We start from the raw sequence: 26661 nt of genomic DNA, 5'->3' as shown, positions 1-26661 counted from the left end.
TCGCCTAACCGGTGGGGCAGCGCTGTTCGACAAACGGCACGCACAACTGCCCAGGGAGATACGGTCGAGCGACGCTGCCCCCCGCTGCGTTGACGGTGAATTAGGTTATCACTGTGCTTGTTTCGTTATAACCCGAACTTCGGAAAGCAAACCTTCGGCGGGTGTGCCATGAGTTTGCTCGCGCCCCAGATCGTCGATCGACGCGAAGGACATGCCGACAATGGTGCGGCGGCCGTGTGCGAACGGATGCACCCGGTGCAGGGTGGTGTCGGCGCGCATCAGGTAGAGGTCGAGGGGTTGCAGTTCCCAGGACTGAATGGGATTGCGGGTGAGGGTGCGATACACATCGGAGTGATCCCAGTCCCGCCGCGTATGCGCCACCGTCTGCACGAACCCGCCTTCTTCGAGCGGCGGGCACTCCACCACCAGGATCAGTGCGAAAGCGTAATCATCCCAATGCCATTGGCCGGCCGCATCGTCGTGCTGCCGACGCTGCACCACATACCGGTGCGGCGCCGGGCACGGTAGCACCGGCTCCGTCGCCACGGTAGTGAGACTGTGCCGCAACAGTTCACAGTCGTACAACTGCGGAATGCATTGGCTGCGCGCATCGACTTCCCGCGGGCTGAGGTCGATCGCATGCCGCTCGGGAGCCTCGGCGCCGGGCGCGACCCAGGATTGATGATGATCGAGCATGGTCAGCGCCTCGGCCGCCAGCGCCCGCTTGACCTGGTAGGGCAGCAGGAACCCCAGGCGCGCGATTCCGGTCTCGGCCAATCGGTCTCGCGCATGACGCAGGGCTGCGGGATCCACCGCCGTCAGATGTTTACGGGCGGCGTCCACGGAATGGTGGGGCTGCACCTGATCGATTGTAATCCGTTGCCTGCCAACGATTATGGAATCAGGTTCCCGATTGATCACGATCGGGTGGCGACCGCGCCTCGCGCGGCCGGGACCGACTCGCCGAAAGGACGGGGGTGTGCCGGAACCGCAGGTCAGATCGGCGTAGCTTGAAATTTGCTATGGCTGACTACGGGCATGAGCTGAGGTTCGGGATCTTCGTTCCGCCCGAGGCGGCGCGGGGGCCGTCGCTGCTGCGGCTCATTCAGCGCGCCGATGCCACCGCCGGGCTGGAAGTGCTGGCGGTTCAAGATCATCCGTATCAGCCCGCCTTCCTGGACACCTGGACGCTGCTGTCCTACGTCGCCGCCATGACCCGCACCCTCACCCTCATGCCCGCGGTGGCCAATCTGCCGCTGCGCCCGCCCGCCGTCCTGGCGCGCAGCGCGGCCAGCCTGGATCTGCTCAGCGGCGGCCGGGTGGAACTGGGCCTGGGCGCGGGCGCGTTCTGGGACGCCATCGAAGCCATGGGCGGTCAGCGGCGTACGCCGGGACAGGCGCTGACCGCTCTGCGTGAGGCGGTGGGGGTCATACGTGCGGTGTGGGGCGACGGCCGCCCGTACCTCGAAGGCGAGTTCTACTCGCTGCACGGCGCCAAAGCCGGACCGGCCCCCGCACATCGGGTGGGCATCTGGCTGGGCGTCTACGGTCCCCGTGCGCTGCGTCTGACCGGTGAACTGGCCGACGGCTGGCTCGGCGGATTCTCCTACGCCCCACCGGATCTGCTCGCCGGACTGATGTCGTCCATCGATACCGGCGCCCGGGAGGCGGGCCGGGTGCCCGCGCTCATCCACCGCGCCTATGTGATCGATCCGTCCATGCCGGTCGCGCAGCTCGCGGAGGTGGCCCTGGCACACGGCATCAGCGAATTCCTGCTACCGGTCGACCCGGACGGGGAAAGGGCGACAATGCGGTTCGCCGTCGAAACAGCCCCGGCGGTACGTGCCGCGGTGGCCGCGGCGCGTGTCGCCTGAGGAGCGTTTCGGACGTCAGCGCAGTTCGAAGAACGTGCTGTTGATGATCTGCCGCAGCGGTGACAGCGCACCGTCGTAGCTGACCCGATCGGAACGCACCGTGTGCAGTGAGCTGTCGCCGCGCTTGGGGTCCTCGCAGATGACGCGAATCCGCTTGGTATCGGTGCGAATCGAGCCGAGTGTCAGGTCCACGGCGCCCGCGGCGTCCACCGATCCCCAGGGTCCGGCGATGTCCTTACCCGCGATCTGACAGCGTGCGCCGGTCTTCTCGCCGGTGACGTGCGCGGTGACGGTGCTGCGGCCCTGGATGACGGCCTTGGGCTCGCTGTTGGCGGTAGCCGCGCCGGCGGCGAGCAGGGTGCCGAGTGTCCCGATCACGACAGCGGTGGTGATGCGGGTGCGGAGCGATCGACTCATGGTTCCGATAGTGAAGCGCTTCATATGAGATTTTCGTGAGGTCGGGGGGTGAATTGGCGATGAACTTCGCGCCAAGACCTGTTCGAGCGAACCGGCGACCGGGTTGTCCGCAGCCGCGGGTAGCCGATCCGAGGACGATTCCGGGACTTCCACCACGCCGACATTATCGAACATCGATCCGCTTGCCATCGGCACCGACTCAATATGATTCCAAATCCGCCGGAGCCGAATCCGGCGGAGTGACTGCCCGGCCGGAGTGTTCTCTGCCAGAATCGAATAGCTGTGAGTACGCTGACCCCGTTCATCGTGGGTTCCGGAGCAGATAGAACCAGCTGCGGACCGACCTCGAGGAGGATGTGGTGACTGCCGTAGCTCCCAAGCCGGAACCGGGACTGGAGGCCGCTCGGCCCTACCCGGCGCGGCTGGGCCCCAAAGGTTCGTTCATCTACAAGGCGGTGACGACAACCGACCCCAAGGTACTGGGCGTCATGTACATCACCACCGCGATTTCGTTCTTCCTCATCGGCGGTCTATTGGCTCTGCTCATGCGCGCGGAGCTGGCCCGGCCGGGCATGCAGTTCCTGTCGACGGAGCAGTTCAATCAGCTGTTCACCATGCACGGCACGATCATGCTGCTGTTCTATGCGACGGCCATCGTGTTCGGCTTCGCGAATCTGATCCTGCCCTTGCAGATCGGCGCGCCCGATGTGGCCTTCCCGCGACTGAACGCCTTCAGTTACTGGCTGTACCTGTTCGGTGCGTCGATGGCCACCGCCGGCTTCGTGACTCCCGGTGGCGCGGCCGACTTCGGCTGGACCGCGTACACGCCGCTCTCGGACATCGTGCACGCGCCGGGTGTGGGTGGAGATCTGTGGATTCTGGGTCTGGCGGTCTCGGGTCTGGGCACCATCCTCGGTGGTGTCAACATGCTCACCACGGTGGTCTGCCTGCGCTGCCCCGGCATGACCATGTTCCGGATGCCCATCTTCACCTGGAACATCGCCGTCACCAGTGTGCTTATCCTGCTGGCCTTCCCGCTGCTGACCGCGGCGCTGTTCGGGCTCGCCTACGACCGGCACCTGGGCGGACACATCTATGACCCGGCCAATGGCGGGGCCATCCTGTACCAGCATTTGTTCTGGTACTTCGGCCATCCCGAGGTGTACATCATCGCGCTGCCGTTCTTCGGCATCGTCTCGGAGATCTACCCGGTGTTCTCGCGTAAGCCGATCTTCGGTTACACCACGCTGGTGTACGCGACCCTGGGTATTGCGGCGCTGTCCATCGCGGTGTGGGCGCATCACATGTATGCGACGGGATCGGTTCTGCTGCCGTACTTCTCGTTCATGACCTTTCTCATCGCCGTGCCCACGGGCGTGAAGTTCTTCAACTGGATCGGCACCATGTGGCGGGGTCAGCTGACCTTCGAAACACCCATGCTGTGGTCCATCGGCTTCCTGGTGACCTTCCTCTTCGGTGGTCTGTCGGGCGTCATCCTGGCCGCCCCGCCGATCGACTTCCATGTCTCCGACAGCTATTTCGTGGTCGCGCACTTCCACTACGTGCTCTTCGGCACCATCGTGTTCGCCACCTTCGCGGGCATCTACTTCTGGTTCCCGAAGATGAGCGGCCGCCTCTTGGACGAGCGCCTGGGCAAGTGGCACTTCTGGGCGACCTTCGTCGGCTTCCACACCACCTTCCTGGTGCAGCACTGGCTGGGCAACGAGGGCATGCCGCGCCGCTACGCCGACTACCTGCCGAGCGACGGATTCACCACGCTGAACACCATTTCCACCATCGGCTCCTTCATCCTCGGTGCGTCGATGCTGCCGTTCGTGTGGAACGTCTTCAAGAGCTACCGCTACGGCGAGGTGGTCACGGTCGACGATCCGTGGGGCTACGGCAACTCCCTGGAGTGGGCAACTTCCTGCCCGCCCCCGCGGCACAACTTCTACGAGCTCCCGCGCATCCGCTCCGAGCGTCCCGCGTTCGAGCTGCACTACCCGCACATGGTCGAACGCATGCGCGCCGAGGCGCACGTGGGCTGGGGTTCCAAGGCGCACAACGTGGCCGAGGAAGCGACGATCTCCAGCTGACAAATTTAGGTTTGACACACGAATTATATTCAGCCTAATCTTGTGTCCGTTACAAGATAAGGACTGAAGGGGCACCGACGTGCGCAAGATTCACTTCTCCGGCCATCCGGCACAGCTCACCGTGCCGGAACCGGTGCCCGGTCCGGGCCAGCTGCTGATCCGGACCCAGCTGGCCGGCGTCCACCTCGGCATGATCCGAATGATCAAGGCGGACAGCAGTTCCGATCCGGGCGCGGAGATCGTCGGCACCGTCGCCGCCGCCGGGCCGGAGGTCGCGCCCGACTGGATCGGCAAGCGCGTCGGCGGCGTAGTGTTCGCCGGCGCCCACGCCGAATACGTCCTGGCCGCACCGGCATTGATGACCGAGATCCCCGCCGGGGTGCAGTCCGCCGACGCCCTCGCCGTAGTGCGCGGCGGCCTGGTAGCCCTGGGTGCGCTGCGCGCCGGCCGATTCACCGCGGGGGAGTCGGTGCTGATCACCGCCGCCGCCAGCGGAAGCGGCCATCTCGCAGTGCAATTGGCGAAAGCACTGGGCGCATCGCGAGTCGTGGCAGCGGTCCGCTCCGCCGACAAGGCGGAATTCCTGCGCGACTGCGGAGCCGACGCGGTAATCACCTACGACGAGCCATGGACCGAATCAGTCGACATCGTCCTGGATGGTGTAGGCGGCGACCTCCTCCAGCGCAGCGTAGAAACCCTTGCGCCGCAAGGCCACCTGGTTGCCTACAGCGCAGGCGGCGGCTCAGTCGACGTAAACAGCCTGCTAGCCCACCTGAAGACCGTCACCGGTTTCTCGGTAGGCATGCTCAGCCGCACCCGCCCTGACCTCATCGACTCTTACCGGTCCGAACTCTGGGAGTTGTTGTCCGCAGGGCATTTACGCCCCCACCACACCGTCTTCCCCCTGGAAAACATCAACAAGGCAGTCGAACTCATCGAATCCCGCCGCAATCTAGGCCGGGTAATCGTGCAGACCGCCTGAATCCCGCGGTTCCGCTCCACCGGCAGTGCAACGCACGTTCTTCGGCATTTGGGCGTTGCCGGGGCCGAGATGGCATCGGCACCGCTTCCCACAGCTGCTCCTCGCGCAAAATGACCGGACATACCTCCTCCGACAGCCCCGCGGCCAACCGGTCCTCGTTGGCGCGGGTCCGCATTGCGATACAACTCGGCGACCAGTTACGTAGTCACGGCGGTGGCGGATATCTCGATCAGCCATTCGGGACGGCCGAGGCTGGCGACACCGACCAGGGCACCGGGTTTGATCGGGTTGATGCCCAGCGCGGTTGCCGCGGCTCGGATGCCTTCGGCCAGAGCCGGGTACTTGGATTCGTCCCAGTTGGGAACATAGAACGTCAGATTCACAACGTCGTCGAAGGTGGCTTCGGCCGCGGCGAGCGCGATCGCCACGTTGCCGAGCGCGCGTTCGGTTTGAGCGATGAGGTCTCCCGGGCCGACGATAGTGCCGTCGGGGTCATGGGCCGCCTGCCCGGCTATATGGATCAGTCGCGAACCTGTCGCCGCCGAGACGTGGGCGTAGCCGTTCGGGGTGGGCAGCCCCGGCGGGTTGATCGTGGTCACTGGCATCGAAGCCTCCGTTGGAGCGTCAGGCCGTGGTCTGTGGGTCGCAGATCCAGCTTCACCAGGTCTTGCCGCCCGGCTCCCGGATCGTGTGATTGATCCGGTTGAAGAAATTGGTGATCGCGATGTTCAGGATGATCGAAAAGATCTGCTTCTCGTCGAAGTGAGCGGCAGCAGCCTCCCAAATCTCGTCCGTCACGCCCGGCGAGCCGTCCTGGATCCGGGTGGCGGCCTCGGTCAGCGCGAGCGCTGCCCGCTCCTCCTCGGTGAAGAACGGGGTCTCGCGCCAGGCCACCACGCTGTGCAGCCGCTCCTCGGTCTCTCCATGCCCCTTCGCCGACTGGACGCCAGCGAACACACACGGGCTGCAGCCGTTGATCTGGCTGGCCCGCAGATGAACCAACTCGAGCACGAGCGGGTCGACGCCTCCGGCGTGAATCGCCTTCTGGAGATGCTCGATCCCGGTGATCAAGTCGAGACTCGCCACGCTCTTCATACGCGCTTCCATGGGTTCCGCCGTCGACTCGCCGCGTCCGTTTGTGGACTGTGTATGACTCATACATATAAACTAGGGCCATGTCTCGAACCTCGTCAAGCCGCCAGCACGCCGCCAACGTCCTGGGCGCTTTGAGTCTCGCAGTCGCTGACCGGATGAACACCGCCGTCGAAGCGATCGCGGCGCTCGGCCCGTCGGCCCCGGCCGCCCTCGCCGCCATGCACGAGTTCCTCGACGGCGCATCGGTAACGCAGCTGAGCTCCGTGCTCGGCCTGACCCATTCGGGCACCGTCCGCCTCGTCGACCGCCTCGTCGCCGAAGGCCTCGCCGAGCGCGTCAGAGCACAGGACGGACGGGTCGTCTCCCTGGTCTTGACCCAAGATGGCCGAAGCACGGCCGAACGGATACTTCGAGCGCGCGAGAAGTCATTGGCGAGCGCACTGTCCGCGTTGCCCCCGGACGAGATCGACAATCTTGTGGCAGCGTTGGACACGATGTTGACCACGGTGACCCGGACCAGAGCCGAGGAACGCTCCGCCCGCACCACCGACCGTCCACAACCTTGGTTGTGCCGCCTCTGCGACTTCACCGCATGCGGCCGCAACGAGGGCAACTGCCCCGTCAATAGCGCGATCACAACCAGCACAAGCAGTTGACACAACGTTGCGACTCGGCCCAGGGCAGACATTCGATGTCACCAACCTGAACTTGTCGGCCGTGTCGGAGAAGACCTCGAACTCGCCCTCGTTCCACAGCGCCGAGAAACGTGCATCTGACAGGAAGAGACCGGAGCGACGACCTGCGTGCGGTCGGTGACCCTGGTCTCGGGTGGGGACGGTTATCCATTACGTAGTCGGTGTCGGCGGACTCGTTCACGGTTGGCGCAGCCGCGGTCGGGGCAGTAGCGCACCGAGTTGTTCTTGGTGGTGTCGGCGTAGAAGCGGTGGCAGTCGCGGGCGGAGCAGAGGCGTATGCGGTCGGGGCCTCGGGCGATGAGGAATCCCATGAGCGCGGCGGCGGACTCGGCGGCTATATGGCGCCAGGCGGTGCTGGCGGGGGTATGGAAGTCGATGTGCCAGGGCAGACCGTCGTGGTCGGTGAGCCGGGGGCGCCATATCTAGCCGCGAACAATGTCCGCAATGTGTTCACCGGCGGGACGCCGACCACCCATTTCACCCTCGGGACACCACACGACGGATCGATCATCGATCATCTCACCGAGCGAAAGACCTCCAATCAACCACCCGCAGAAGGGGTCTGACGCAACCTCGCACATCGGGGTCGATAGCCGCCGTACGGCACTCGATCATTGTCCGGCGAGCTTGGCGACTATCGGAGCGAATCTTTCGGCGAAGTCGGCGCCGAAGATGAAGTAGGAGAAGCCGATTTCTTCTCGGCGGCGCTGGATTTCTTCGGCGGCGGCGGCCGGGTCATCCGGGAGTACGGTCATTGCGTCCGCCGCGTGAAGCGCTGCGGTATCGGTGTTGGGGTGTGCCATGTGCGATGCGACAGTGTCGCCGATGACCGGCACGGCGAGTGCGAGCTCGAGGTTCCCGGCGGTGCGGAAGTCGTGTGCCAGGCGCTCGACTTCGGCCCGGGGCTGATCGCCCAGGACGAAGGTGACTGTGTCCGCGACCTCGGCCGCCAGTGCTCGGGCCTTCGGGCCGAGTACGGCCATTGCCACGGGCGTGTGACGGTCGGGGCCGTCGAGTTCTCTTAGCGCCCTGACGGTTTCACGTATTTGCTTCAGCCGTTCGTACGGCGGCGGTACTTCGGGCATTCCCTTGTCTCGGAGCTCGTCTTCGATGCCCGGTCTGCCGGTGCCGATGCCCATTTCGAAGCGGCCGTCGGTCAGTAGTGACAGCGAGTGCGCTTCCCATGCCGTCAGCCAGGCCGGGCGTAGCGGGGAGGCGTAGACCCAGGTGCCCACGCGCAGGTCGGTGCGGGCTGCGACGGTGGCCAGTGTGGGGCCGGGCGCCGGTTGCATCTGCGGGAAGTCGGGCATCAGCAGTGTCGAGTAGCCACTGTCGGCGATGCGGCGCACGCGGTCCAGCCATGTCGGCAGGTCACTTCTGAGCGGGGCGACAACTCCGAACCGAAACGGTCTCGTCATGCCTGAATTCCTCTCTGCGGTAGGCGAGATCACCTGTCAGCCTCCTGGGGAAGGCCGACGATCATCTCCTTCGGTCTATCCAGAGATATTGACGACGGATCTGCCCGGAATTCATCGGTGCGGCCGAGTTCGCAGGCACGCTCCTTCGCGGGTCTGAGGTCGGCTGTCAGGAGGGGCGCGGCCAGGGGCGTCCGTCGACGTGTTCGATGTCGGTATTGAGCCTTGCGAGGTAGCCGGCGAAAGCGGCGACGTCTGCGGGTGACCAGTTCGTCATGACCTGTTCCAGCCCTTGGGTATTGGCGGCCCGCTCGGTTTCGAGATTGTGTTCGCCGTCGGCGGTGATGCGGAATTTGCGGGCGATGCCGCCGTTCGGGTCGGGGATGCGTTCGACCAGTCCGGTGCGCAGTAGGGCTGCGGTCTGCCGGTTGAGGGTGGAGGCATCGAGGCCGAAGCCCTCGGTGAGCTGGCCGATGGACATCGGGCCCTCCGCGCTGAGCCGGTTCAGTAGGACGTAGGCGCTGCGGTCGAGTCGGGTGCCGTCGCGGCGGTAGCGCGCATTCACGGTGTAGCGGCTGAGCAGCATGATTTCGAATTCGACCCGGTCCGTGGGCTTTTTCATGCAGTCCTTCCGTCGCGACCTCGGTGAGTCTGTCTACCACAGGTGACCCACATCACAGCGTGTATATGCATCATGCATTAGATGTGTATCGTGCACATGCGTTGAACTCGATCGATGAGGAGAAGCGCATGGGTGAGTCAGTGATCAAGGCCCCGCCGGGGGACACGACCGGCGAGCTGCCCGGCGCCGGTTCGAAGGGCATCGTGGGCGTGCTCGCCCTGGCGGGCATTATCGCCGCAGTCATGCAGACGCTGGTGGTGCCGCTGCTCGGCCAGCTGCCGCAGTTGCTGCACACCAGCGCTTCGAATGCCTCCTGGGTGGTGACGGCAACCCTGCTGGCCGGCGCCGTCGCCACGCCGGTCGCCGGACGGTTCGGCGACCTCTACGGCAAGCGGCGCATGCTGCTCATCTCGACCGTGCCGCTCATCGCGGGCTCGGTGCTGTGCGCGGTGGCGGATTCGGTGGTGCCGATGATCGTCGGCCGCGGCCTGCAGGGCATGGGCATGGGCATTCTGCCGCTGGGTATTTCGGCGCTGCGCGATCTGCTGCCCGCCGAGCGGCTCGGCCCGTCCATCGCCATGGTGAGCGCTTCCCTGGGAATCGGCAGCGCGCTGGGGCTGCCCGTCGCGGCCGTTGTTGCGCAGCATGCGAATTGGCACATCCTGTTCTGGGGAGCGGGAGCCCTGAGCCTGCTCATCGCGATTCTCATCTATGTGGTGGTGCCGGACGTACCGGTGGTCGCCACGGGCCGATTCGACGGTGTGGGCGCGGTCGGACTCGGCGTCGGCCTGATCTGTCTGCTGCTCGGAATCTCGAAGGGCGCGACCTGGGGCTGGGACAGCGGCAGCATTGTGGGTCTGCTCGTCGCGGCGGTTGCGGTGCTGGTGCTGTGGGCCTGGTGGGAGTTGCGGACCGTCGATCCGATGGTCGATCTGCGGGTGGCCCGGCGACCGCGGGTACTGCTGACCAATGCCTCCTCCGCCGTGCTCGGCTTCGGCATGTACTCGGCCTCCCTGATCGTGCCGCAGCTGCTGGTGCTGCCGAAGATCACCGGATATGGCCTGGGACAGTCGATGCTGGCCATGGGCCTGTGGATGGCACCGGGCGGCATCATCATGATGGCGGTGTCTCCGCTGGGCGCCAAGCTCTCCGCCGCGCGCGGGCCGAAGGTGACTCTTGTTGCCGGGGCGCTGGTGCTGGCCGCCGGATACGCGTCCTCGGCGGTGATCATGGGTTCGACTTGGGGGCTGCTGGTGGCGGTGTGCATCTGCAACTCCGGTGTGGCGCTGGCGTACGGCGCCATGCCCGCGCTCATTATGAGTGCGGTGCCGCTCTCGGAGACGGCCGCGGCGAACAGCTTCAATACGCTGATGCGCTCCATCGGCGCGTCGTTCTCGGCGGCGATCATCGGTGTGGTGCTGGCGCAGCTGAGCACCACTCTGGGCGGGCATTCGATTCCGACCGAAAATGGTTTCCGTGTAGGCCTTTTCATCGGCTGCGGGGTGGCCTTGGCGGCGGCGGCGATTGCCGCGTTCATCCCGGTGCGGAATGTCGGAACAAGCAAGCGCTCGACCAGTAGTGCAGCGGCCGTTGCGGCCTGATCGTTCGTCCACTTACGGCACGAAGGAAATGGCAGCAGACTTCTAGCAACTGTGCGGTACTGTCCGCAGTCGGGGCGCGCGAATCGGTATCCATTTGCGCCCCGGCTCATTCCGCCGCTCTCGACTTCGGGAGGGACAGTGCCAGCCCAGTCTCCGGATGTTTGCGACGCCGTACCGTTCGAATTGTCCCGAGCCCAAATGGAATTGTGGCTCGCGGACGATATCGGAGCCGGGGACAGCGCCGATCCACGCGTGCTACCCGGCCAGGCGCATTACCTGGAATTGCACGGGGAACTCGATGCGGAACTCTTCGATGTCGCGTCGCACCGCGCCTTCGAAGAGTTCGGCGTGGGACGACTGCGCATCGGCCGGGCCGACGGGCGGCCGTACCAGTGGATGGCCCCGGAAATCGGTGGCGCACTGGAACGTGTCGATTTCACAGCTGAGCCCGAACCGCGCCGGGCCGCACTGGAATGGATGGACCGGCGGCACCGAATTCCGATCGAGCTGGTCGACGCTCCGCTGTGGGCGGCGGCGCTGCTGACCCTCGGGCCCGAGCAGCACATCTGGTACGCGCAGATGCATCACGTCGCCATCGACGGCTACGGCGGGCTGAGCCTGATCGCGCGCATTGGGCAGTGGTACGCGGCGCTGCTCGGCAATACTGAACCCGCGCCCTTCACGGGGCTGTCACCAGCGGAGATCCAGGCCGCCGATGCCGAGTACCGGGCTTCGGCGCGCTACACCGCCGACCGTGACTATTGGCGAGAACGCTTCTCGGACTGGACGGCTCCGGTGCCGGCGGCCGCTGCGACCCGGCCGCGTCGCCGTGCCGCCGCGCCCGCCGCCCTGCGCGCCGCAGGTGCACTGTCGCCGTTCGAATGGGTGGCGCTGGACCAGCTGGCTGCCGACTGCGCCGTCAGTCCGGCGCAGGTGTTGGTCGCGGCGATCTGTGCGTACCGGGCGGGTACCGCCGGCACCGCGGAACCGATGGTGCAGCTGGCGGCCTCGGCGCGGACCACCGCCGCGCTCAAGCGATCCGGCGGCATGCTCGCCAATGTGCTGCCGATTCGGCTGCACTGCGCGGGTGCGGTCACGCTGCGCGAGCTCATCGAGGCCGCCGCGCGGGAGACCGTCGGCGGGCTGCGCCATCAGCGCTACCGTTTCGAGGAGCTGCGCCGCGAACTCGGTGTGAGCTCGGATCAGATTCTGGGCCCCAGCGTGAATCTCATGTTCTTCGATCGCACCAGCCGATTCGGCCGCGCGGTAGGCGAATACCGCATTCTCTCTTCGGGTTCCGTGGCGGATCTGCATTTCAATCTGTATCGCGCCGGGTCCGAGGAAGGCCTGTCGGTCGATATTCTCGCCAACCCGGAAAAGTACGACCAGCAGCAGCTCGACGACCACCTGAACCGCTTCCTGCTATTCCTGGGCAATTTCATTGCCGCCGATCCGGACCAACCAGTCGGCCGAATCTGTCTCCTCACCGACCCTGAGCGAGACCGAATCCTGCACGCCCCGAACCGCATAGACGAACCCGACCCCCTTCTCCTCCCTGACCTTCTCACCGCCACCGCCCGGGCGAACCCCACGGCGCAGGCAGTCGTCTGCGACGCAGCGGCTGGCGAGCCGACAGCCCTCACCTACGCCCAGCTCGACGCGGCATCGAATCGCCTCGCGCACAACCTGAGTCGGCGCAATATCGGCCCCGGCGACGTCGTGGCCATCCGCTCCCAGCGCTCCCTCGAATGGGTAGCGGCCATCTGGGGCGTAATGAAGTCCGGCGCCGCCTACCTCCCCATCGACCCGCACCACCCCGCCCACCGCACCACCGCGATCCTCGACGAAGCCGAAGTGCGCCTCGGAATAGACACCGCCACAGCCACATTGCCCGACTCCATCCGCGGCGACCGAGACTGGCTGACCCGCGTCGACCTGCTCGGAGTCCTCGACTACCCGGACGCTGACGCCGCTGCCTTCGCGGATGCCGATCGGACTCGGCCATTGCATGCCGGGCATCCGGCGTATGTCATTTACACCTCGGGGTCGACCGGTGGGCCGAAGGGTGTGGTCGTCACCCATGGCGGGTGGGCCGGTCTTGTTGCGGCGCAGGGGGAGCGGTTGCCCGCTGCGGCCGGTGATCGTGTGCTGTGTGTGACCGCTCCGACTTTCGACGCTTCGCTGTGGGAGCTGCTGCTGGCCGCGACTACCGGCGCGACGCTGGTGGTGGCCTCGGGTGACGCTTATGCGGGACCGCGCCTGGCGGAGCTCATTCGCCGCGAACGGGTGACCCATGCCTTCCTGACCCCCGCCGTGCTGGCGAGCACCGATCCGGCGGGACTCGAACGGCTGCAATATCTTTCGATCGGGGGCGAAGCCTGCCCGCAGACGGTGGTCGCGGCCTGGGCTCCCGGCCGGAATCTCGTGAATGTGTACGGTCCCACCGAGACCAGCATTGTCACCAATCTCGGCGGCCTCGCGCCCGACCGCCCGATCACGCTGGGCACACCCGTTTCCGGTATGCGCTGCTACGTCCTCGACCCCTGGCTGCGCCCCGTGCCTCCGGGCGTCGTCGGCGAACTCTATCTGGGCGGCCCCGGCCTCGCCCGCGGCTACCTCGCGCGCCCGACGGCCACCGGCACCCACTTCATCGCCGATCCCTTCGGTGCCCCGGGTGAAAGGCTCTACCGCACCGGTGATCTCGTGACCTGGGACGAGTGCGGCGAACTCGAATTCCGCGGCCGGGTCGACTCCCAAGTAAAGCTGCGCGGCCTCCGCATCGAACTCGGCGAGATCGAAGCAGTCCTCGCGGACTGCCCCGGCGTCGCACAGGCAGTAGTCGTCGTGCACACCGGCACCCGTGAAACCGAGGTCGCACACGTCGGCCCAAGTGATCCGTCCACCCGGACAGGTGGCGAGATATCTGTCGGTGGTGCGCCATCCGAGCCGGCTGCGTCGCGGATCGTCGCGTACGCCGTGCCGCATCCCGGTGTTCTGCTGACCAATCGGGAGTTGGAAGTCAGTGCGGGGCAGCGGCTGCCGAGTTATATGGTGCCGACCATCGTGCTGCTGGATCGGTTGCCGGTCACCGCGAACGGGAAGGTGGATCGGCGGGCTTTGCCTGCGCCGGTGGCGGTGGCGGCTCGCTATCGGGCGCCTGTCACCGTTGCGGAAAAGGTTGTGGCTGAGGCGTTTGCGCAGGTGCTGGGGGTGGACAGTCCCGGGCTCGAGGATGATTTCTTTGCGCTGGGCGGGGATTCGCTGAGTGCGACGCTGGTGGTGGCTCGGGTCGGTGCCGCCCTCGGAGTGGCGGCTGGGGTGCGGGAGCTGTTCGAGGCGAGCACGGTGGCGAGCTTTGCCGAGCGGGTGGGGGCGCGCGATCTGCTGGTGGATCGGGTGCGGCCAGCGCCCCGGGTGCGGCCGGAACGGGTGCCGATCTCGTATGCGCAGCACCGGCTTTGGCTGCTGAACCGGCTGGATCCGGATTCGGCGGCGTACAACATGCTGCTGGGATTGCGGCTGACTGGCGCTGTGGATGCCAGCGCGCTCACGGCCGCACTGACGGATGTGGTCGGGCGGCACGAAGCGCTGCGAACCTCCTTCCCCGAGCTCGATGGCATGGTGTGCCAGCAGATCTCGCCGGTGGACTCCGTGATCGGCGGACTGGTTCCGGAGCCGGTCGAGGCGGCGGACTTCGAGCGCACCATGGCCGAATTCGGCGCCAACGGATTCGATCTTATTGCCGCGCCGCCGATTCGGGTGTGCCTACTGCGCGTGCACGACGACAGCGACCGCCCCGATCATCATGTGCTGGCGGTGCTGGTGCATCATGTGATCGCCGACGGACTCTCGCTCGGCCCGTTCGCGCGTGATCTGGCGACCGCGTATACGGCGCGGATGCGCAGCACTTCTCCGGAGTGGTCGCCCCTACCGCTGCAGTACGCGGACTACACCCTGTGGCAACATGCCGTGCTGGGTTCCGATTCCGATCCGGAGTCGGAGCTGTCCCGGCAACTCGGCTACTGGTCGGAGGTGTTGTCGGGGCTGCCGGTGGAATCGGCCCTGCCGCCGCACCGTTCGCGTCCGGCGCACCCGTCGGGGCGTGCGGAGCGAGTGTGTACAGATCTTCCGGGCGATATCGTCCGGGGGTTGCAAGAGGTAGCGCAGCGGCATGGCGCCACCTTGTTCATGGTGGTCCATGCCGGGCTGGCGGCGGTGCTGGCCGCGATATCGGGCGGAAGCGATATCGCGGTCGGCACGCCGGTGGCCGGGCGTGGCGATGCCCGCCTGGACGACCTGATCGGCATGTTCGTCAATACGCTTGTACTCCGGGTGCCCGTCGACGCGGCGGAGTCGTTCGACGCGCTGCTGTCCCGAGTCCGGGATATCGACCTGAGCGCTTTCGCTCACGACGAGGCCCCGTTCGAGCGCCTGGTGGAGACGGTAGGTCTGCCACGCTCCCGGTCCCGGCATCCGCTGTTCCAGGTGATGCTGTCGTTCCGTTCCGGCGGACGCACCGAATTCGAACTGCCCGGACTGCGGGTGGAATCGGTCGAAATGTCCTTGCCCCTGGCGAAATTCGACCTCGAGTTCACCGTCGCGGAGTCTCCGGCCGGACTGTCGGTGACCGTGCAGTACGCCACGGATCTGTTCGACCGGACCGGAATGGAGGCGCTGACACAGCGGCTCGTTCGGGTCCTCGACCACATTGCTCGTGATTCGGGCGTCCTGATCGGTGACATAGACCTGCTGGCGCCGGACGAACGGCGTGCACTGCGGGACTGGAACGACACCAGCGACGCAATCGCCGTCACATGGCCGCAGCTGCTCACCCGGGCAGCGGCCTACGATCCGGACGCCGCAGCGGTGACCTGCGAGGACGGCGCGCTGACCTACCGCGAGCTCGGCATTCGCTCGAACCACCTGGCCCGCAGGCTGATCGCCCTCGGCATCGGCCCCGAGGACATTGTCGCGGTGGCACTGCCTCGCTCGCTCGAATGGGTGGTAGCGGTCTGTGCGGTGGCGCACGCCGGCGCGGCATATCTCCCCGTCGATCCGAATGCGCCCGCCGAACGCATCGAACTCATGCTGGCTGATTCGGTTGCGGCCATGGGCATTACCGTGGCCCGGCGGCGCGCAGATCTGCCCGCCCTCCCGAGCGGCGAGTGGCTGGTCATCGACCCGGAGGAGCCGGTCGAACCGTCCGCGAAGCCGATCACAGATGCCGACCGGGTGCGTCCGCTGCGCCTGCAGCATCCGGCATATGTCGTGTACACCTCCGGATCGACCGGAATCCCGAAGGCCGCCACCATCACCCATGCCGGACTGGCGAATGTGGTGGTGACCCAGGCGCAGCGCTGCGACTCCGATCCCGATACCCGGGTGCTCGCCGTCGCCTCCCCGAGCTTCGACGCCTCGGTGTGGGAATTGCTGCTGGCCTTGGGTTCCGGCTCCACCCTGGTGGTCGCACCACCGTGGGCCTACGCCGGTGACGCCCTGCTCGACCTCATGGACCGCGAGCGCATTACGCACGCCATGCTCACTCCACGGGTACTGGCCACTCTCGAAGCACCGGAGCGACTTCCGCACTTGCGATTGCTGGCCACCGCCGGTGAGGCCTGCTCGCCGGTACTGGCCGGAATCTGGTCTGCCGGGCGGAGTTTCATCAATGCCTACGGCCCGGCCGAGGCGACCATCTGGTCCACCGTCAGCCGCCCGTTGCGGGCTGATGCCACCGTATCCATCGGTGGCCCCGTCGTGGGTGCCCGTTGCTACGTGCTGGACAACCGCTTGCGGCTGGTCCCACCGGGCGTGATCGGCGAAGTGTACGTAGCCGGAACAGGTCTGGCGCGCGGCTACCACCGCCGGCCGGGACTGACCGGCGGCCGATTCGTGCCGAACGGCTTCGGCGCACCGGGCGAACGCATGTACCGCACCGGCGATCTCGGCTCCTGGCGTACCGACGGCGAGCTGGATTACCACGGCCGCAACGACTTCCAGGTCAAGGTGCGCGGAGTCCGGCTGGAGCTGGGCGAGATCGAAGCGGCCCTCACCGCCCTGCCCGGCATCACCGACGCGGTGGTGACGCTGCGTACCAGGGACGGCGAGCCGGAGCTCGCCGCCTACGTGGTGCCCGCGGCCGGGCAATCTGTCGATGCCGCCGCGGTGCGCACCGGTCTCACCCGCCGCCTTCCCGACCAGTACCTGCCCACTGTTGTCACAGTGCTGGAACAGTTTCCGCTGACCCTGACCGGCAAGGTGGATCGCACGGCACTGCCCGAGCCCGTGCGATCCCCTGCGGAAATCCGGGCGCCCCGTTCGGCTCTCGAAGAGTCGGTGGCCGAGGTGTTCGCCCAGGTCCTCGGACTCGACCGGGTAGGCATCTTCGACGATTTCTTCGCGCTCGGCGGCAATTCGCTGAGCGCCACCCGTATTGTCGCGCTACTGCGCGAGGCGGGGTGGGAGCCGGACCTGCGCAGCCTGTTCGACGAGCCCACCGTGGCGGGCCTGACCGCACTCCTGCACCTGCGCGGGCACGCCGAGCCGGCCGGCCCGCTGATCGCCGGTCCGCAGGAGCGACCCGAGCGAGTCCCACTGTCGTTCGCGCAGCAGGGCATCTGGCTGCTCGATCGCCGTGGCGCGGGCGCGGCCTATCACATTCTGCTGGCCGTGCGCCTGACCGGTGCGCTCGATGTGGTGGCCCTGGCGGCCGCCGTATCCGATGTCGTCCACCGGCACGAGGCGCTGCGCACCTACTTCCCCGAACACGATGGTGTGCCGTATCAGGCGGTCTCGCACGAGGATATCGGCGCGCTGGAGATGCGCCGAATGCCACCGATCCGGTTGCAGCGCGCCTTGGCCCAGTTCGAGTCCGCGCCTTTCGATCTCGCAGCCGCGCCGCCGATACGAGTGCGGCTGTACGCGGTCGACTCCTCCATACAGCCCGCTGCGTTCGCCGGTACGTGCGGGCAGTCCGAGTGGGTGCTGGCCGTAGCCGTGCACCATGTCAATGCGGACGGCTACTCGCTGGGCCCGCTCACCCGCGATCTCGCGACGGCCTATCTCGCCAGGGCGACCGGTGGTGAGCCGCAATGGCCCGCTCTGCCAATGCAGTACGCGGACTTCGCCGTGCGCCAGCACGCGGCCCTGGGTGCCGCCGGGGATCCCGAATCGGAGCTGAATCGGCAACTGGCGCACTGGGTTCGTGTACTTGCCGCCGCGCCGATCGAAATCCCGCTGCCGCTCGATCGCCCGCGCCCCGAATCCGCCGCCTACAGCGGCGACAGCATCGAGTGGACTGTGCCGCAGGAGATTACGTCCACCCTGCGGGAGGTCGCACGCGAGCACCGGGCCTCCCTGTTCATGGTCGTCCATGCCGCCCTTGCGGTACTGCTGGCGAAGCTCTCCGGGACCGGGGACATAGTCATCGGCACACCGACGGCCGGCCGCGACGCCTGCGGCCTGGACGAGCTCGTGGGCATGTTCGTCAATCCCATTGCCCTGCGGACCTCCATCGATGCCGACGAGTCGTTCGCCCACCTGCTGGACCGCGTGCGCGATACCGATCTGGAGGCTTTCGCGCACGCCCACACACCCTTCGAATGCATCGTGGAGGCCCTCGGCCTGACACGTTCGGCCGCGCGGCACCCGCTGTTCCAGGTCGTGCTGGCCTTCCGGAACTTCGGCGCGACCGAATTGCGCCTGCCCGGGGTCCGGGTGGAGCCGATAACTCCGCCGCCGCGCACCGTGCGCTTCGATCTGGAATTCGATATTGCGGAGGTGGATTCCTGCCTCGCCGTCGAACTCCGCTACGACACCGCACTTTTCGATCGCGATACCGCCGAGTCCGTACTGCATCGCTTCGACCTCCTGCTCTCGCAGGTGGCCGCCGACCCCGCGCGCCCGGTGCGCACGCTCGACGCGCTCGGAGCGGACGAACGCCGCCGGGTTCTGTACGACTGGAACAAGACCGGCGGCGCCACTCCGACCAACCTTCCGGGGCTGATGGCTCGTGCCGTCGCACTGGCTCCCGATGTCGTCGCGCTGGTGTGCGGTGACCGCACCCTCACCTATCGGGAGCTCGACGAACAGTCGAATCGCCTGACCCGCGTGCTGCTTCGGCGCGGCATCGGCCCGGACTCCACAGTGGCCGTGGCCCTGCACCGTTCGATCGATTGGCTGGTCACACTGTGGGCCGTGGCCAAATCGGGCGCGACCTACCTGCCGATCGAGCCACGCCATCCCCAGCAGCGCATCGAGCGCATGCTGACGGATTCCGGTGCAACGCTGGGTATTACGACGGCGGCGATCGGTGCGCGGCCGGACTGGCTGCTGCTGGACGACCCCGCACTGCTCGCCGAACTCGCTGCCATATCCGGCTCCACCGTGTGTGCCGCTGAGCGTCTGCGCCGTTTGCGCCTGCTCGATGCTGCCTACCTCATCTTCACCTCCGGCTCGACCGGTGTGCCCAAGGGTGTGGTGATCACCCATGGCGGCCTCGCCAATATTGTCGGAGCGCAGGCGAAACACTGTGCTCCGGGCCGTGATTCGCGCATCCTCGGGCTGGCCTCGCCGAGCTTCGACGCCTCGCTCTGGGAGGTGCTGCTGGCGGTGGGTACGTCCGGCGCCCTGGTCCTCGCCGCGCCGGACGTGTTCGGTGGATCCGAGCTGACGGCTCTACTGTGCCGCGAGCGAATCACGCACGCCTTCATCACCCCCGCCGTACTCGCCGGAATGGACCCGGCGGAGCTGGAGACCCCGGGCGCGGACTCGGTTCTGCGGGTACTCGTGACCGGTGGTGAGGTGGTCGCCCCGACCCTCGCCGCCCGCTGGTCGGCCGGTCGCACGCTGCTCATTGCCTACGGTCCCTCCGAGACCACCATTATTTCGAATCTGAGTGCTCCGTACGCCCCGAACGACCCGGTGACACTGGGCGGCCCCGCAATCGGTGTGCGCTGCTACGTCCTCGACGAACGCCTCTCGCCCGTGCCGGTCGGCGTCACCGGTGAGCTCTATCTGGCGGGTCCGGGTGTGGCACGCGGTTATCGGTCCGGTCCGGCGCTGACCGCGATCCGCTTTCTCGCGGACCCCTTCGCGCCCGGCCGCATGTATCGCACCGGTGATGCGGTGCGCTGGCGGGCCGAGGCCACGCTGGAATTCATCGGCCGCACCGATGCCCAGGTGAAGGTGCGCGGTATGCGCATCGAGCCGGCCGAGATCGAAGCCGCGGTGTCGAGTGCACCCGGCATCACGCAGGCGGTGGTCATGATCCGCCAGGACATCCCCGGCGACCAGCGCATCGTCGCCTATGCGACGGGTCCGAGCGTGAACGTCGGCCGGGTCCGTGCGGCGGTCGCGCAAAGGCTGCCCGATTACATGGTGCCGTCGGCATTCGTGGTCTGTGCGCAATTGCCCCTGACCGCCAATGGCAAGGTGGATCGGGCCGCGCTGCCCGCACCCACCGCGGAGTCCGAGCCGTTCCGCGCACCGCACACCACCGCGGAACGTGCGGTGGCGCAGGTCTTCACGGAGGTCCTGAGTGCCCCGGGCGTCGGCCTCGACGACGACTTCTTCCGGCTGGGTGGTAATTCGCTGAGCGCCACCCGGGTAGCGGCCCGATTGGCCGCCGCACTGGGGATCGAGGTGCCGGTGCGGGCGGTGTTCGACGCATCGACGGTCGTGGAACTGGCTGCGTACCTTGCCACTTCGGCGGCAGTGGTGCGCCCGCCGCTGGTGGCCGTGCCGCGTCCGGATGTCGTGCCACTGTCCTTCGCTCAGCAGCGACTGTGGCTGCTCAACCGGCTCGATCCCGATTCCGGCGCTTACAACATTCCGCTGGTCCTGCGTTTGGAGGGCCGATTGGATGTGGCGGCACTGGTTTCGGCGCTGCGGGCGGTCGCGGCCCGGCACGAGGCACTGCGGACGTACTACCCCGAGATCGACGGCGTGGGGTGTCAGCGCGTGGCAGCCAGGGAACCGGTGCTCGATATCCGCACCGTTCGCCCGGCGCGGTTGGCCGCAACGCTCGGCGAATACTGCTCCGCGCCTTTTGATCTGCGGGCGAAGCCCCCATTGCGCGCCGGATTGTTCGCGGTCGGCGCGGCGGTCGAGCGCGCCCGGGAGTGGAGGCTGGTCTTCGTCGTCCACCACGCGAATGCCGATGGATTCTCGCTTGCTCCGCTGGCCCGCGATCTGGCCGAGGCGTATTCGGCCGCGCGGCGCGGGAAGGTCCCGTCGTGGACCCCGCTGCCGGTGCAATATGCCGACTACACGCTGTGGCAGCGATCGGTACTGGGCTCAGCTGCCGATCCCGAATCTGAGATGTCACACCAGATCGACTACTGGACAAACACTCTCGCGGGATTGCCGCCGGAACTCGGGCTCCCGACGGATCACCCCCGCCCGCTGGTCGCCGCACAGTGCGGCCGGACCGTCTCGGCGGTGATTCCGGAATCGACGGTGCGGCATCTGCGCGAACTCGCGTGGCAACACGATGCCTCGCTGTTCATGACCCTGCATGCCGGACTGGCCCTGCTGCTCGCGGCCTGGTCGGGCAGTGACGATATAGCCATCGGCACCCCGGTGGCGGGACGCGGTGCGGCGGCGCTCGATGATCTGGTCGGCATGTTCGTCAATACCCTGGTACTCCGCACGGAAGTCTCTGCTGCCGAATCCTTCTCGGCACTGCTGGAGCGGGTCCGCAGTCTCGATCTCGCCGCGTTCGCACACGCCGACCTGCCCTTCGAGCAAGTGGTGGAGGTACTCGATCCGCCACGTTCGCGGTCCCGGCACCCGCTCTTCCAGGTTGTGCTGGCGCTGCAGAACCTCGAACCGGTGCGCCCGGAGCTGTCCGGCCTGCACGTCGAACCCGTCATCCTGCCCTCGCCGAGCTCCCGCTTCGACCTGGAATTCACGGTGGCCCAGGCGGATTCCGGGCTCACGCTGGATGTGCAGTACGCCACCGAGCTGTTCGGCCACGACACCATTACCGCGCTGGTCGAGCGCTATCTACTGCTGCTCCAGCGTGTCACCGCCGATCCGCACACGCCCACCGCGCGCGTCGGCCTGCTCAGTCCCTCGGAGTATCGCCGGACCGTGCGGGACTGGAACGACACCGACGGTGCGGACACCGACCTCCTGCTTCCCGATCTGCTGGCGGCGGCGGTCCGGCGCGCACCCGATGCCGAGGCCGTGCGCTGCGGCGACCTCGTCCTCACCTATCGCGAACTCGACGAGCGCTCCGACCGGATCGCCCAGTGGCTGACGTCCCGGGCCATCGGTTCGGAAGACGTGGTGGCGCTGGGTATGTCGCGCTCGCTGCCCTGGGTGGTGGCGTGCTGGGGTGTGACCAAATCGGGCGCTGCCTTCATGCCCGTCGATCCGGGATTCCCGCAGGCCCGCATAGCGGACATGATCCACGAGGCAGGCGCTCGCATAGTGGTGACCACCGCCGGTGAAAGCGCGGCCTTCGCTGGGCAGCCGATCGTCGAGGTGCTCGCGCTCGATGCGGATGGGTCGAATACCGCACTGCGGCAACTGCAATCGCAGCCGGAGGAGTGCCCGCCGCGCCAGCACATCGGCACGGCGGCCTACGTCATTCACACTTCGGGCTCCACCGGCCTGCCCAAGGGTGTGGTGGTCAGTCACGCCGGGCTCGCGAATATGGCTGCCGCCCAGCACCGATGCATAGGCGCGGACGAGCGGTCCCGCATATTGTGCTTGGCCACACCGAGTTTCGACGTCTCGGTGTGGGAGCTGGTCCTCGCGGCCGGAGCGGCCGCAACCCTGCTGGTGGCCCCGCCGGACGCGTACGCGGGTGCGGAACTGACACAGCTGCTGCGCCGGGAACGAGTGACACACGCCTTCGTGACGCCCGCCGTACTGGCGTGCACCGATCCGGTCGATCTGCCCGGTCTGTCGGTGGTGCTCACCGGTGGCGAAGCCTGTCCGCCGGCGGTGGCGTCCGCCTGGGGCGCGGCACATCGGCTGCTCAATGCCTACGGCCCCACCGAGGCGACGGTCATCGCCACCATGAGCCGGGCGCTCGACGGTGACCATGCCATCACCATCGGCGCACCCGTGGTCGGTATGCGCTGCTACGTCCTCGACCGCAGTCTGCGTCCCATGCCGATCGGTGCGACCGGTGAGCTGTACCTCGGTGGGCCCGCGGTGGCGCGCGGCTATCTGGGCCGATTCGCCGCCACGGCCGCCCGCTTCGTCGCGGACCCGTTCGGTCCGGCGGGCGCACGCCTCTACCGCACCGGGGATCTTGTCACCTGGTCCGCCACCGGCGAGCTGATCTACCAGGGCCGCAGTGACTTTCAGGTCAAGGTACGCGGTATGCGGGTAGAACTCGGCGAAATCGAGGCCGCGGTGGCGACCGCGCCCGGGGTGGCGCAGGTGGTGGCGACCCGCGCGCAGAGTCCGGGCGGAGCCACGCTGGTCGCCTATGCGGTACCGGAATCCGGCCGCACGCTGGACCCCGCTGAGCTCACCAAGGCTGCGGCACAACGCCTTCCGGATTATCTGCTGCCGGTCGTGGTGGTCCTGGACCGGCTGCCGCTGCTGGTCAACGGCAAGGTCGATCGGGCCGCACTGCCACTGCCGCCGGCCCTGAGCACCGGGTATCGGCCGCCGGTGACCGATGCCGAAACGGCGGTGGCCGCGGCCTTCGCCGAAATCCTCGGCCTCGAGCAGGTCGGTCTGGACGATGACTTCTTTGTGCTCGGTGGCAATTCCCTCACCGCCGCGCAGGCCGTCTCCCGGCTGCCGGGCAGCGTGGCGTTGCGCGATCTCTTCGAGGCCCCGAAGGTCGGCGCACTCGCTCTGCGACTGTCCGAAAACACGACGGCCACAAGCGAAGACGAGTCGCTCGAAATAGTCCTTCCGCTGCGCCGAACGGGCCCTGAGACGCTGTTCTGTATCCACCCCGGTGGCGGCTTGGCCTGGCCCTATGCGGGTCTGCTCGCACACCTGGATCCGGAGATCTCGCTCTACGGCATCCAGGATCCATGGGTGGTCGGGGGAGTCCCGCCGCTCGCCTCACTGGACGAGTACGCCGACCGCTATGTCGCCGAGATCCTCCGGGTCCAGCCGGCCGGGCCGTATCGCCTGCTGGGCTGGTCCCTCGGCGGTCGCATCGCACACGAGATCGCGGTACGACTGCAGAGTCTCGGCGCGGAGGTGGCGCTGCTCGCCCTCATGGATACCGCTGTCGCCGACGGCACTTCCGCCCAGCAGCCCGCCGATACCGAGGCCGCCTGGCACGAGCTCCGCGGTATGGAATCTTTGGTACGCGAGGCCGGAGACTTCCCACCGGAACTGCTCGCACGGGCGACAGCCGCACTCACCCGGCAGGTCCCGGGCGTACCGAGCGGCAAGTTCTGCGGCGACCTGCTGCACTTCACCGCCACTCGGGAAGGGTCCGGGGACCGCGGTGCGGCGCGGAGCTGGGAGGAGCACATCACCGGCGCCGTGACCGATGTCCCCGTATATGCCACACATATCGGTATGGCGCAGCGGGATTCACTGCGGCTCATCGGCCTGACACTGGTCGAGCGGTGGGCGGTGCAGGCGGTCGCTACAGCCCCGGCACTGTGACGAAGACGGCGCAGGCGCTGTCCTGCCGGAAGAAGATGTCGCCCGGCGGGTTCCGATACGAGTCCACGTGCGAGTCGGGCAGCCAGGTGTAGTCGACCAGGCGCAGGACGAGCGGCCCGGCGGGTGCGGTCAGTTCCACCTCGATGCCGTCGGCGGTCGGCGCTTCGAAGCGAAAGCCCTTGTCCGGCACCGGGGTCACGTCGCGACCGGCGACGTGCAGCGACTTGATGGCGGTTTCCCAGCGCAGCTCGATGCGGGTGGCCCCGCGCGTCGACCGTATCCGCAGGCGAACGGTGCGCTGCCCGGCCTCGGTGGACGCCGAGACGATCTCGGCCACCGGGGCCGACAATGCCTGTGCCGGTGCGGGTCCGCTGGACACCGCACTGGACCACAGTGCGGAGAAGGGCGCATCAGGTGCACTGTCGCCCACGAAGTTCCGTGTCCAGTCGTCCGGTGCGAGAGCCGACAGCCAGCGCGCCTCGTGCCGATCGGCATCGAGTGCGTAGCCCAGCTCGGTGATGCGCGGATGCTGGTCGTCGAACTTATCCACCGTCAGCCCGGCGGCGGCGAGCGCGGCGGTGACCACCAGTGCGGTGGCCGGAATCGTCCACCCGCGCCGGGTCGGCCAGGCTCGGCTGAGCGTCAGCGTCAGCAGCCCGCCGAGCAGCATGATCAGCGGTGCGGCCAGGAACGGTGCGGTGAGCAGCCCGGCCTGCATCCCGGACCAGGCGGTGCCGCCGAGGAATACCGCCGCGGGCAGCAGAAATACGGTGAGCGCGAGCAGCCGCCAGCGGTCCGGCACCAGGAAGGTGACGGCCACCCCGAATGCCGCCGCGCACCCGGGCAGTACGAACATTTCAGCGGCCGCGGGCGAGTAGGTGGTGGTCGCCGCGCCGACCACCACCGTGGCGGTCAGCAGTCCGACCGGCGTGGCCGTGGCCCCGAACAGGCGGTGCGCCACGGCATAGGAAGCAGCCAGTGCGCACACGCACAGCACGATCATCGAGGCCTGGAAGAACTCCGGCCGATACGGATCGACCGGAAATCCCCGATACGCGGGCCGGATGGCCTGCACCACCCACCACAGCAGGTACGTCGCGCCGACGGCAAGGGGGACGGTGACCAATGCCAGTGCGGTAGCGCCGATCACGGCCTTGATCGAGGCCTCCCCGCTGTGCCGCACCTGCCGGATCACCCAGCCCACCGCCAGCAGCGCCAGCACCGCGAACGCGATGATCAGCCACGCCGGCGAGACGATCAGAACGCCGAAAGGCAGTGTGAAATAAGCAGGATTCGACTGATTGGAGTGATCGGCCAGATCCCGTTCGCCGAAGTCCCGTGCCAGCGCCAGCGCATTGTCGCCCACCTGCTGCACGGTCGCGAGATTCACATGCTCCGGATCGTCCTTCGGATTGTGGTAGTACGCATTGCGTCCGGCATAGGCCCAGTCCAGCACCCGCAGCCCGCCCGGTTCGAACGAGACGAAATCGGTGGTGCTGGACACGCCCGCACCGGCCAGGGTGGTGGTCAGGGAATCGGTATTCGGATGCGGCGCGGCCTGGGCCCCGCCCATGAGCCCGCCGTCGGGCCGGGTGATCCGCCACAGCAGCGGCGGTCCGCCCGCACCGCGCGCATCGTGGTTGATCACCACACCGTTCTTGTCGTAATCACCCGCTGCCACAAAGGCTTCCGCGCCCAGCAGCCCCGGTTCCTCGCCATCGGTGATCAGCGCGACCACATCATTGCGCAGCCCGGTCTCACTGTCCCGCAGTGCGCGCACAGTCTCGAGAATGGCCGCGACGGCGACACCGTCGTCATTGGCGCCGGGGCCGGACGGCACCGAATCGTAGTGTGCGACAAGGTAGACCGTGCCGGTCGAATTCGTTCCGGGCAGCCGGGCCACAATATTGGAGACCCGGCCCAGACCGGCCTCGCCGTGCTGGTATGTCCCGGGCCAGCGCCCGACCCCGTCCCGAATATCGGTCTGCAGACCGAGCTTTCGGAGTTCCCCCGCGAGATAGTCACGGACGCGGTCGTGTTCGGCGCTGCCGACCGGATGGGTCGTATGCGCGATCTCCTGCACCGTCCGGAAGGCGCGCCCGGCGCTGAACTCGTCGTTCGGCGCGGAGTCCGTCCGATATCCGTGCGGTTGTTGCTGCCAGGCGGTGGCCACCACCACCGCCAGCAGTACTGCGAATGCCAGAAACCCGGAAAGCCCTCGTCCCACCCGCATGAATCCGATAGTAGGCAAGAAAGAGGGCATTG

15 protein-coding genes are annotated in these 26661 nt (G+C 67.3%); 7 read left to right on the top strand and 8 right to left on the bottom strand.

The features are described from left to right. Window positions 1-108: 108 nt before the first annotated feature. Window positions 109-861, bottom strand: a complete 753-nt coding sequence (locus JWN03_RS32710; RefSeq protein WP_297623064.1) for a HalD/BesD family halogenase — start codon at window positions 859-861, stop codon at window positions 109-111. Between the two features lie 161 nt (window positions 862-1022). Between JWN03_RS32710 and JWN03_RS32705 the strand changes: the two genes are divergently transcribed. Next, a complete protein-coding gene (locus JWN03_RS32705) occupies window positions 1023-1874 on the top strand; it encodes an LLM class flavin-dependent oxidoreductase (protein WP_297623062.1) in 852 nt (283 codons plus the stop codon). Between the two features lie 15 nt (window positions 1875-1889). On the opposite strand, the gene JWN03_RS32700 is transcribed toward JWN03_RS32705, so the two are convergent. After that, the gene (locus tag JWN03_RS32700) at window positions 1890-2291 is read right to left on the bottom strand and encodes a hypothetical protein (protein WP_297623060.1); all 402 of its coding nucleotides are present in this window, start codon (window positions 2289-2291) and stop codon (window positions 1890-1892) included. A gap of 359 nt (window positions 2292-2650) precedes the next feature. Here JWN03_RS32700 and ctaD point away from each other — a divergent pair, with 359 nt between their 5' ends. Both ctaD and JWN03_RS32690 read left to right on the top strand, forming a co-directional pair. Continuing rightward, the gene (gene ctaD, locus JWN03_RS32695; RefSeq protein ID WP_297623058.1) at window positions 2651-4387 is read left to right on the top strand and encodes an aa3-type cytochrome oxidase subunit I; all 1737 of its coding nucleotides are present in this window, start codon (window positions 2651-2653) and stop codon (window positions 4385-4387) included. A 79-nt stretch (window positions 4388-4466) separates the two neighbouring features. After that, on the top strand, window positions 4467-5369 hold the full coding sequence (locus JWN03_RS32690) for a quinone oxidoreductase family protein (protein ID WP_297623056.1): 903 nt from the start codon (window positions 4467-4469) through the stop codon (window positions 5367-5369). 197 nt (window positions 5370-5566) lie between these two features. On the opposite strand, the gene JWN03_RS32685 is transcribed toward JWN03_RS32690, so the two are convergent. Beyond that, a complete protein-coding gene (locus JWN03_RS32685) occupies window positions 5567-5974 on the bottom strand; it encodes a RidA family protein (RefSeq protein WP_297623054.1) in 408 nt (135 codons plus the stop codon). A 52-nt stretch (window positions 5975-6026) separates the two neighbouring features. Then, complete coding sequence (locus JWN03_RS32680; protein ID WP_297623052.1) at window positions 6027-6464, bottom strand: carboxymuconolactone decarboxylase family protein; 438 nt, start codon at window positions 6462-6464, stop codon at window positions 6027-6029. Between the two features lie 80 nt (window positions 6465-6544). Here JWN03_RS32680 and JWN03_RS32675 point away from each other — a divergent pair, with 80 nt between their 5' ends. Next, window positions 6545-7120: a MarR family winged helix-turn-helix transcriptional regulator gene (locus JWN03_RS32675; protein ID WP_297623050.1), complete on the top strand. Its 576-nt coding sequence runs from the start codon at window positions 6545-6547 to the stop codon at window positions 7118-7120. A gap of 182 nt (window positions 7121-7302) precedes the next feature. On the opposite strand, the gene JWN03_RS45615 is transcribed toward JWN03_RS32675, so the two are convergent. Beyond that, a complete protein-coding gene (locus tag JWN03_RS45615) occupies window positions 7303-7470 on the bottom strand; it encodes a CGNR zinc finger domain-containing protein (protein ID WP_366914505.1) in 168 nt (55 codons plus the stop codon). A gap of 66 nt (window positions 7471-7536) precedes the next feature. Here JWN03_RS45615 and JWN03_RS45610 point away from each other — a divergent pair, with 66 nt between their 5' ends. Beyond that, window positions 7537-7725, top strand: a complete 189-nt coding sequence (locus JWN03_RS45610) for a hypothetical protein (RefSeq protein ID WP_366914504.1) — start codon at window positions 7537-7539, stop codon at window positions 7723-7725. A gap of 45 nt (window positions 7726-7770) precedes the next feature. On the opposite strand, the gene JWN03_RS32665 is transcribed toward JWN03_RS45610, so the two are convergent. After that, a complete protein-coding gene (locus tag JWN03_RS32665) occupies window positions 7771-8577 on the bottom strand; it encodes an LLM class flavin-dependent oxidoreductase (RefSeq protein ID WP_297623046.1) in 807 nt (268 codons plus the stop codon). A 166-nt stretch (window positions 8578-8743) separates the two neighbouring features. Further along, on the bottom strand, window positions 8744-9196 hold the full coding sequence (locus tag JWN03_RS32660; RefSeq protein WP_297623044.1) for a MarR family winged helix-turn-helix transcriptional regulator: 453 nt from the start codon (window positions 9194-9196) through the stop codon (window positions 8744-8746). Window positions 9197-9324: 128 nt separating this feature from the next. On the opposite strand from JWN03_RS32660, the gene JWN03_RS32655 reads away from it, so the two are divergent. Beyond that, window positions 9325-10797 (top strand): MFS transporter, encoded by a 1473-nt coding sequence (locus JWN03_RS32655; RefSeq protein ID WP_297623042.1) that lies wholly within the window; start codon window positions 9325-9327, stop codon window positions 10795-10797. Between the two features lie 198 nt (window positions 10798-10995). Then, complete coding sequence (locus JWN03_RS32650; protein ID WP_297623040.1) at window positions 10996-24396, top strand: non-ribosomal peptide synthetase; 13401 nt, start codon at window positions 10996-10998, stop codon at window positions 24394-24396. Here JWN03_RS32650 and JWN03_RS32645 read toward each other — a convergent pair. Beyond that, window positions 24377-26629 carry a M28 family peptidase gene (locus tag JWN03_RS32645; RefSeq protein ID WP_297623038.1) on the bottom strand — a complete coding sequence of 751 codons (2253 nt, stop codon included), beginning with the start codon at window positions 26627-26629 and terminating at the stop codon, window positions 24377-24379. The two genes, JWN03_RS32650 and JWN03_RS32645, sit on opposite strands and share 20 nt — an antisense overlap. Window positions 26630-26661 lie beyond the last annotated feature (32 nt).

Source organism: Nocardia sp. (assembly GCF_025465275.1).
Taxonomy (GTDB): Bacteria; Actinomycetota; Actinomycetes; order Mycobacteriales; family Mycobacteriaceae; genus Nocardia.
Note: the sequence above shows the minus strand (reverse complement) of the source record. Positions and strands in the feature narration are given on the sequence as shown.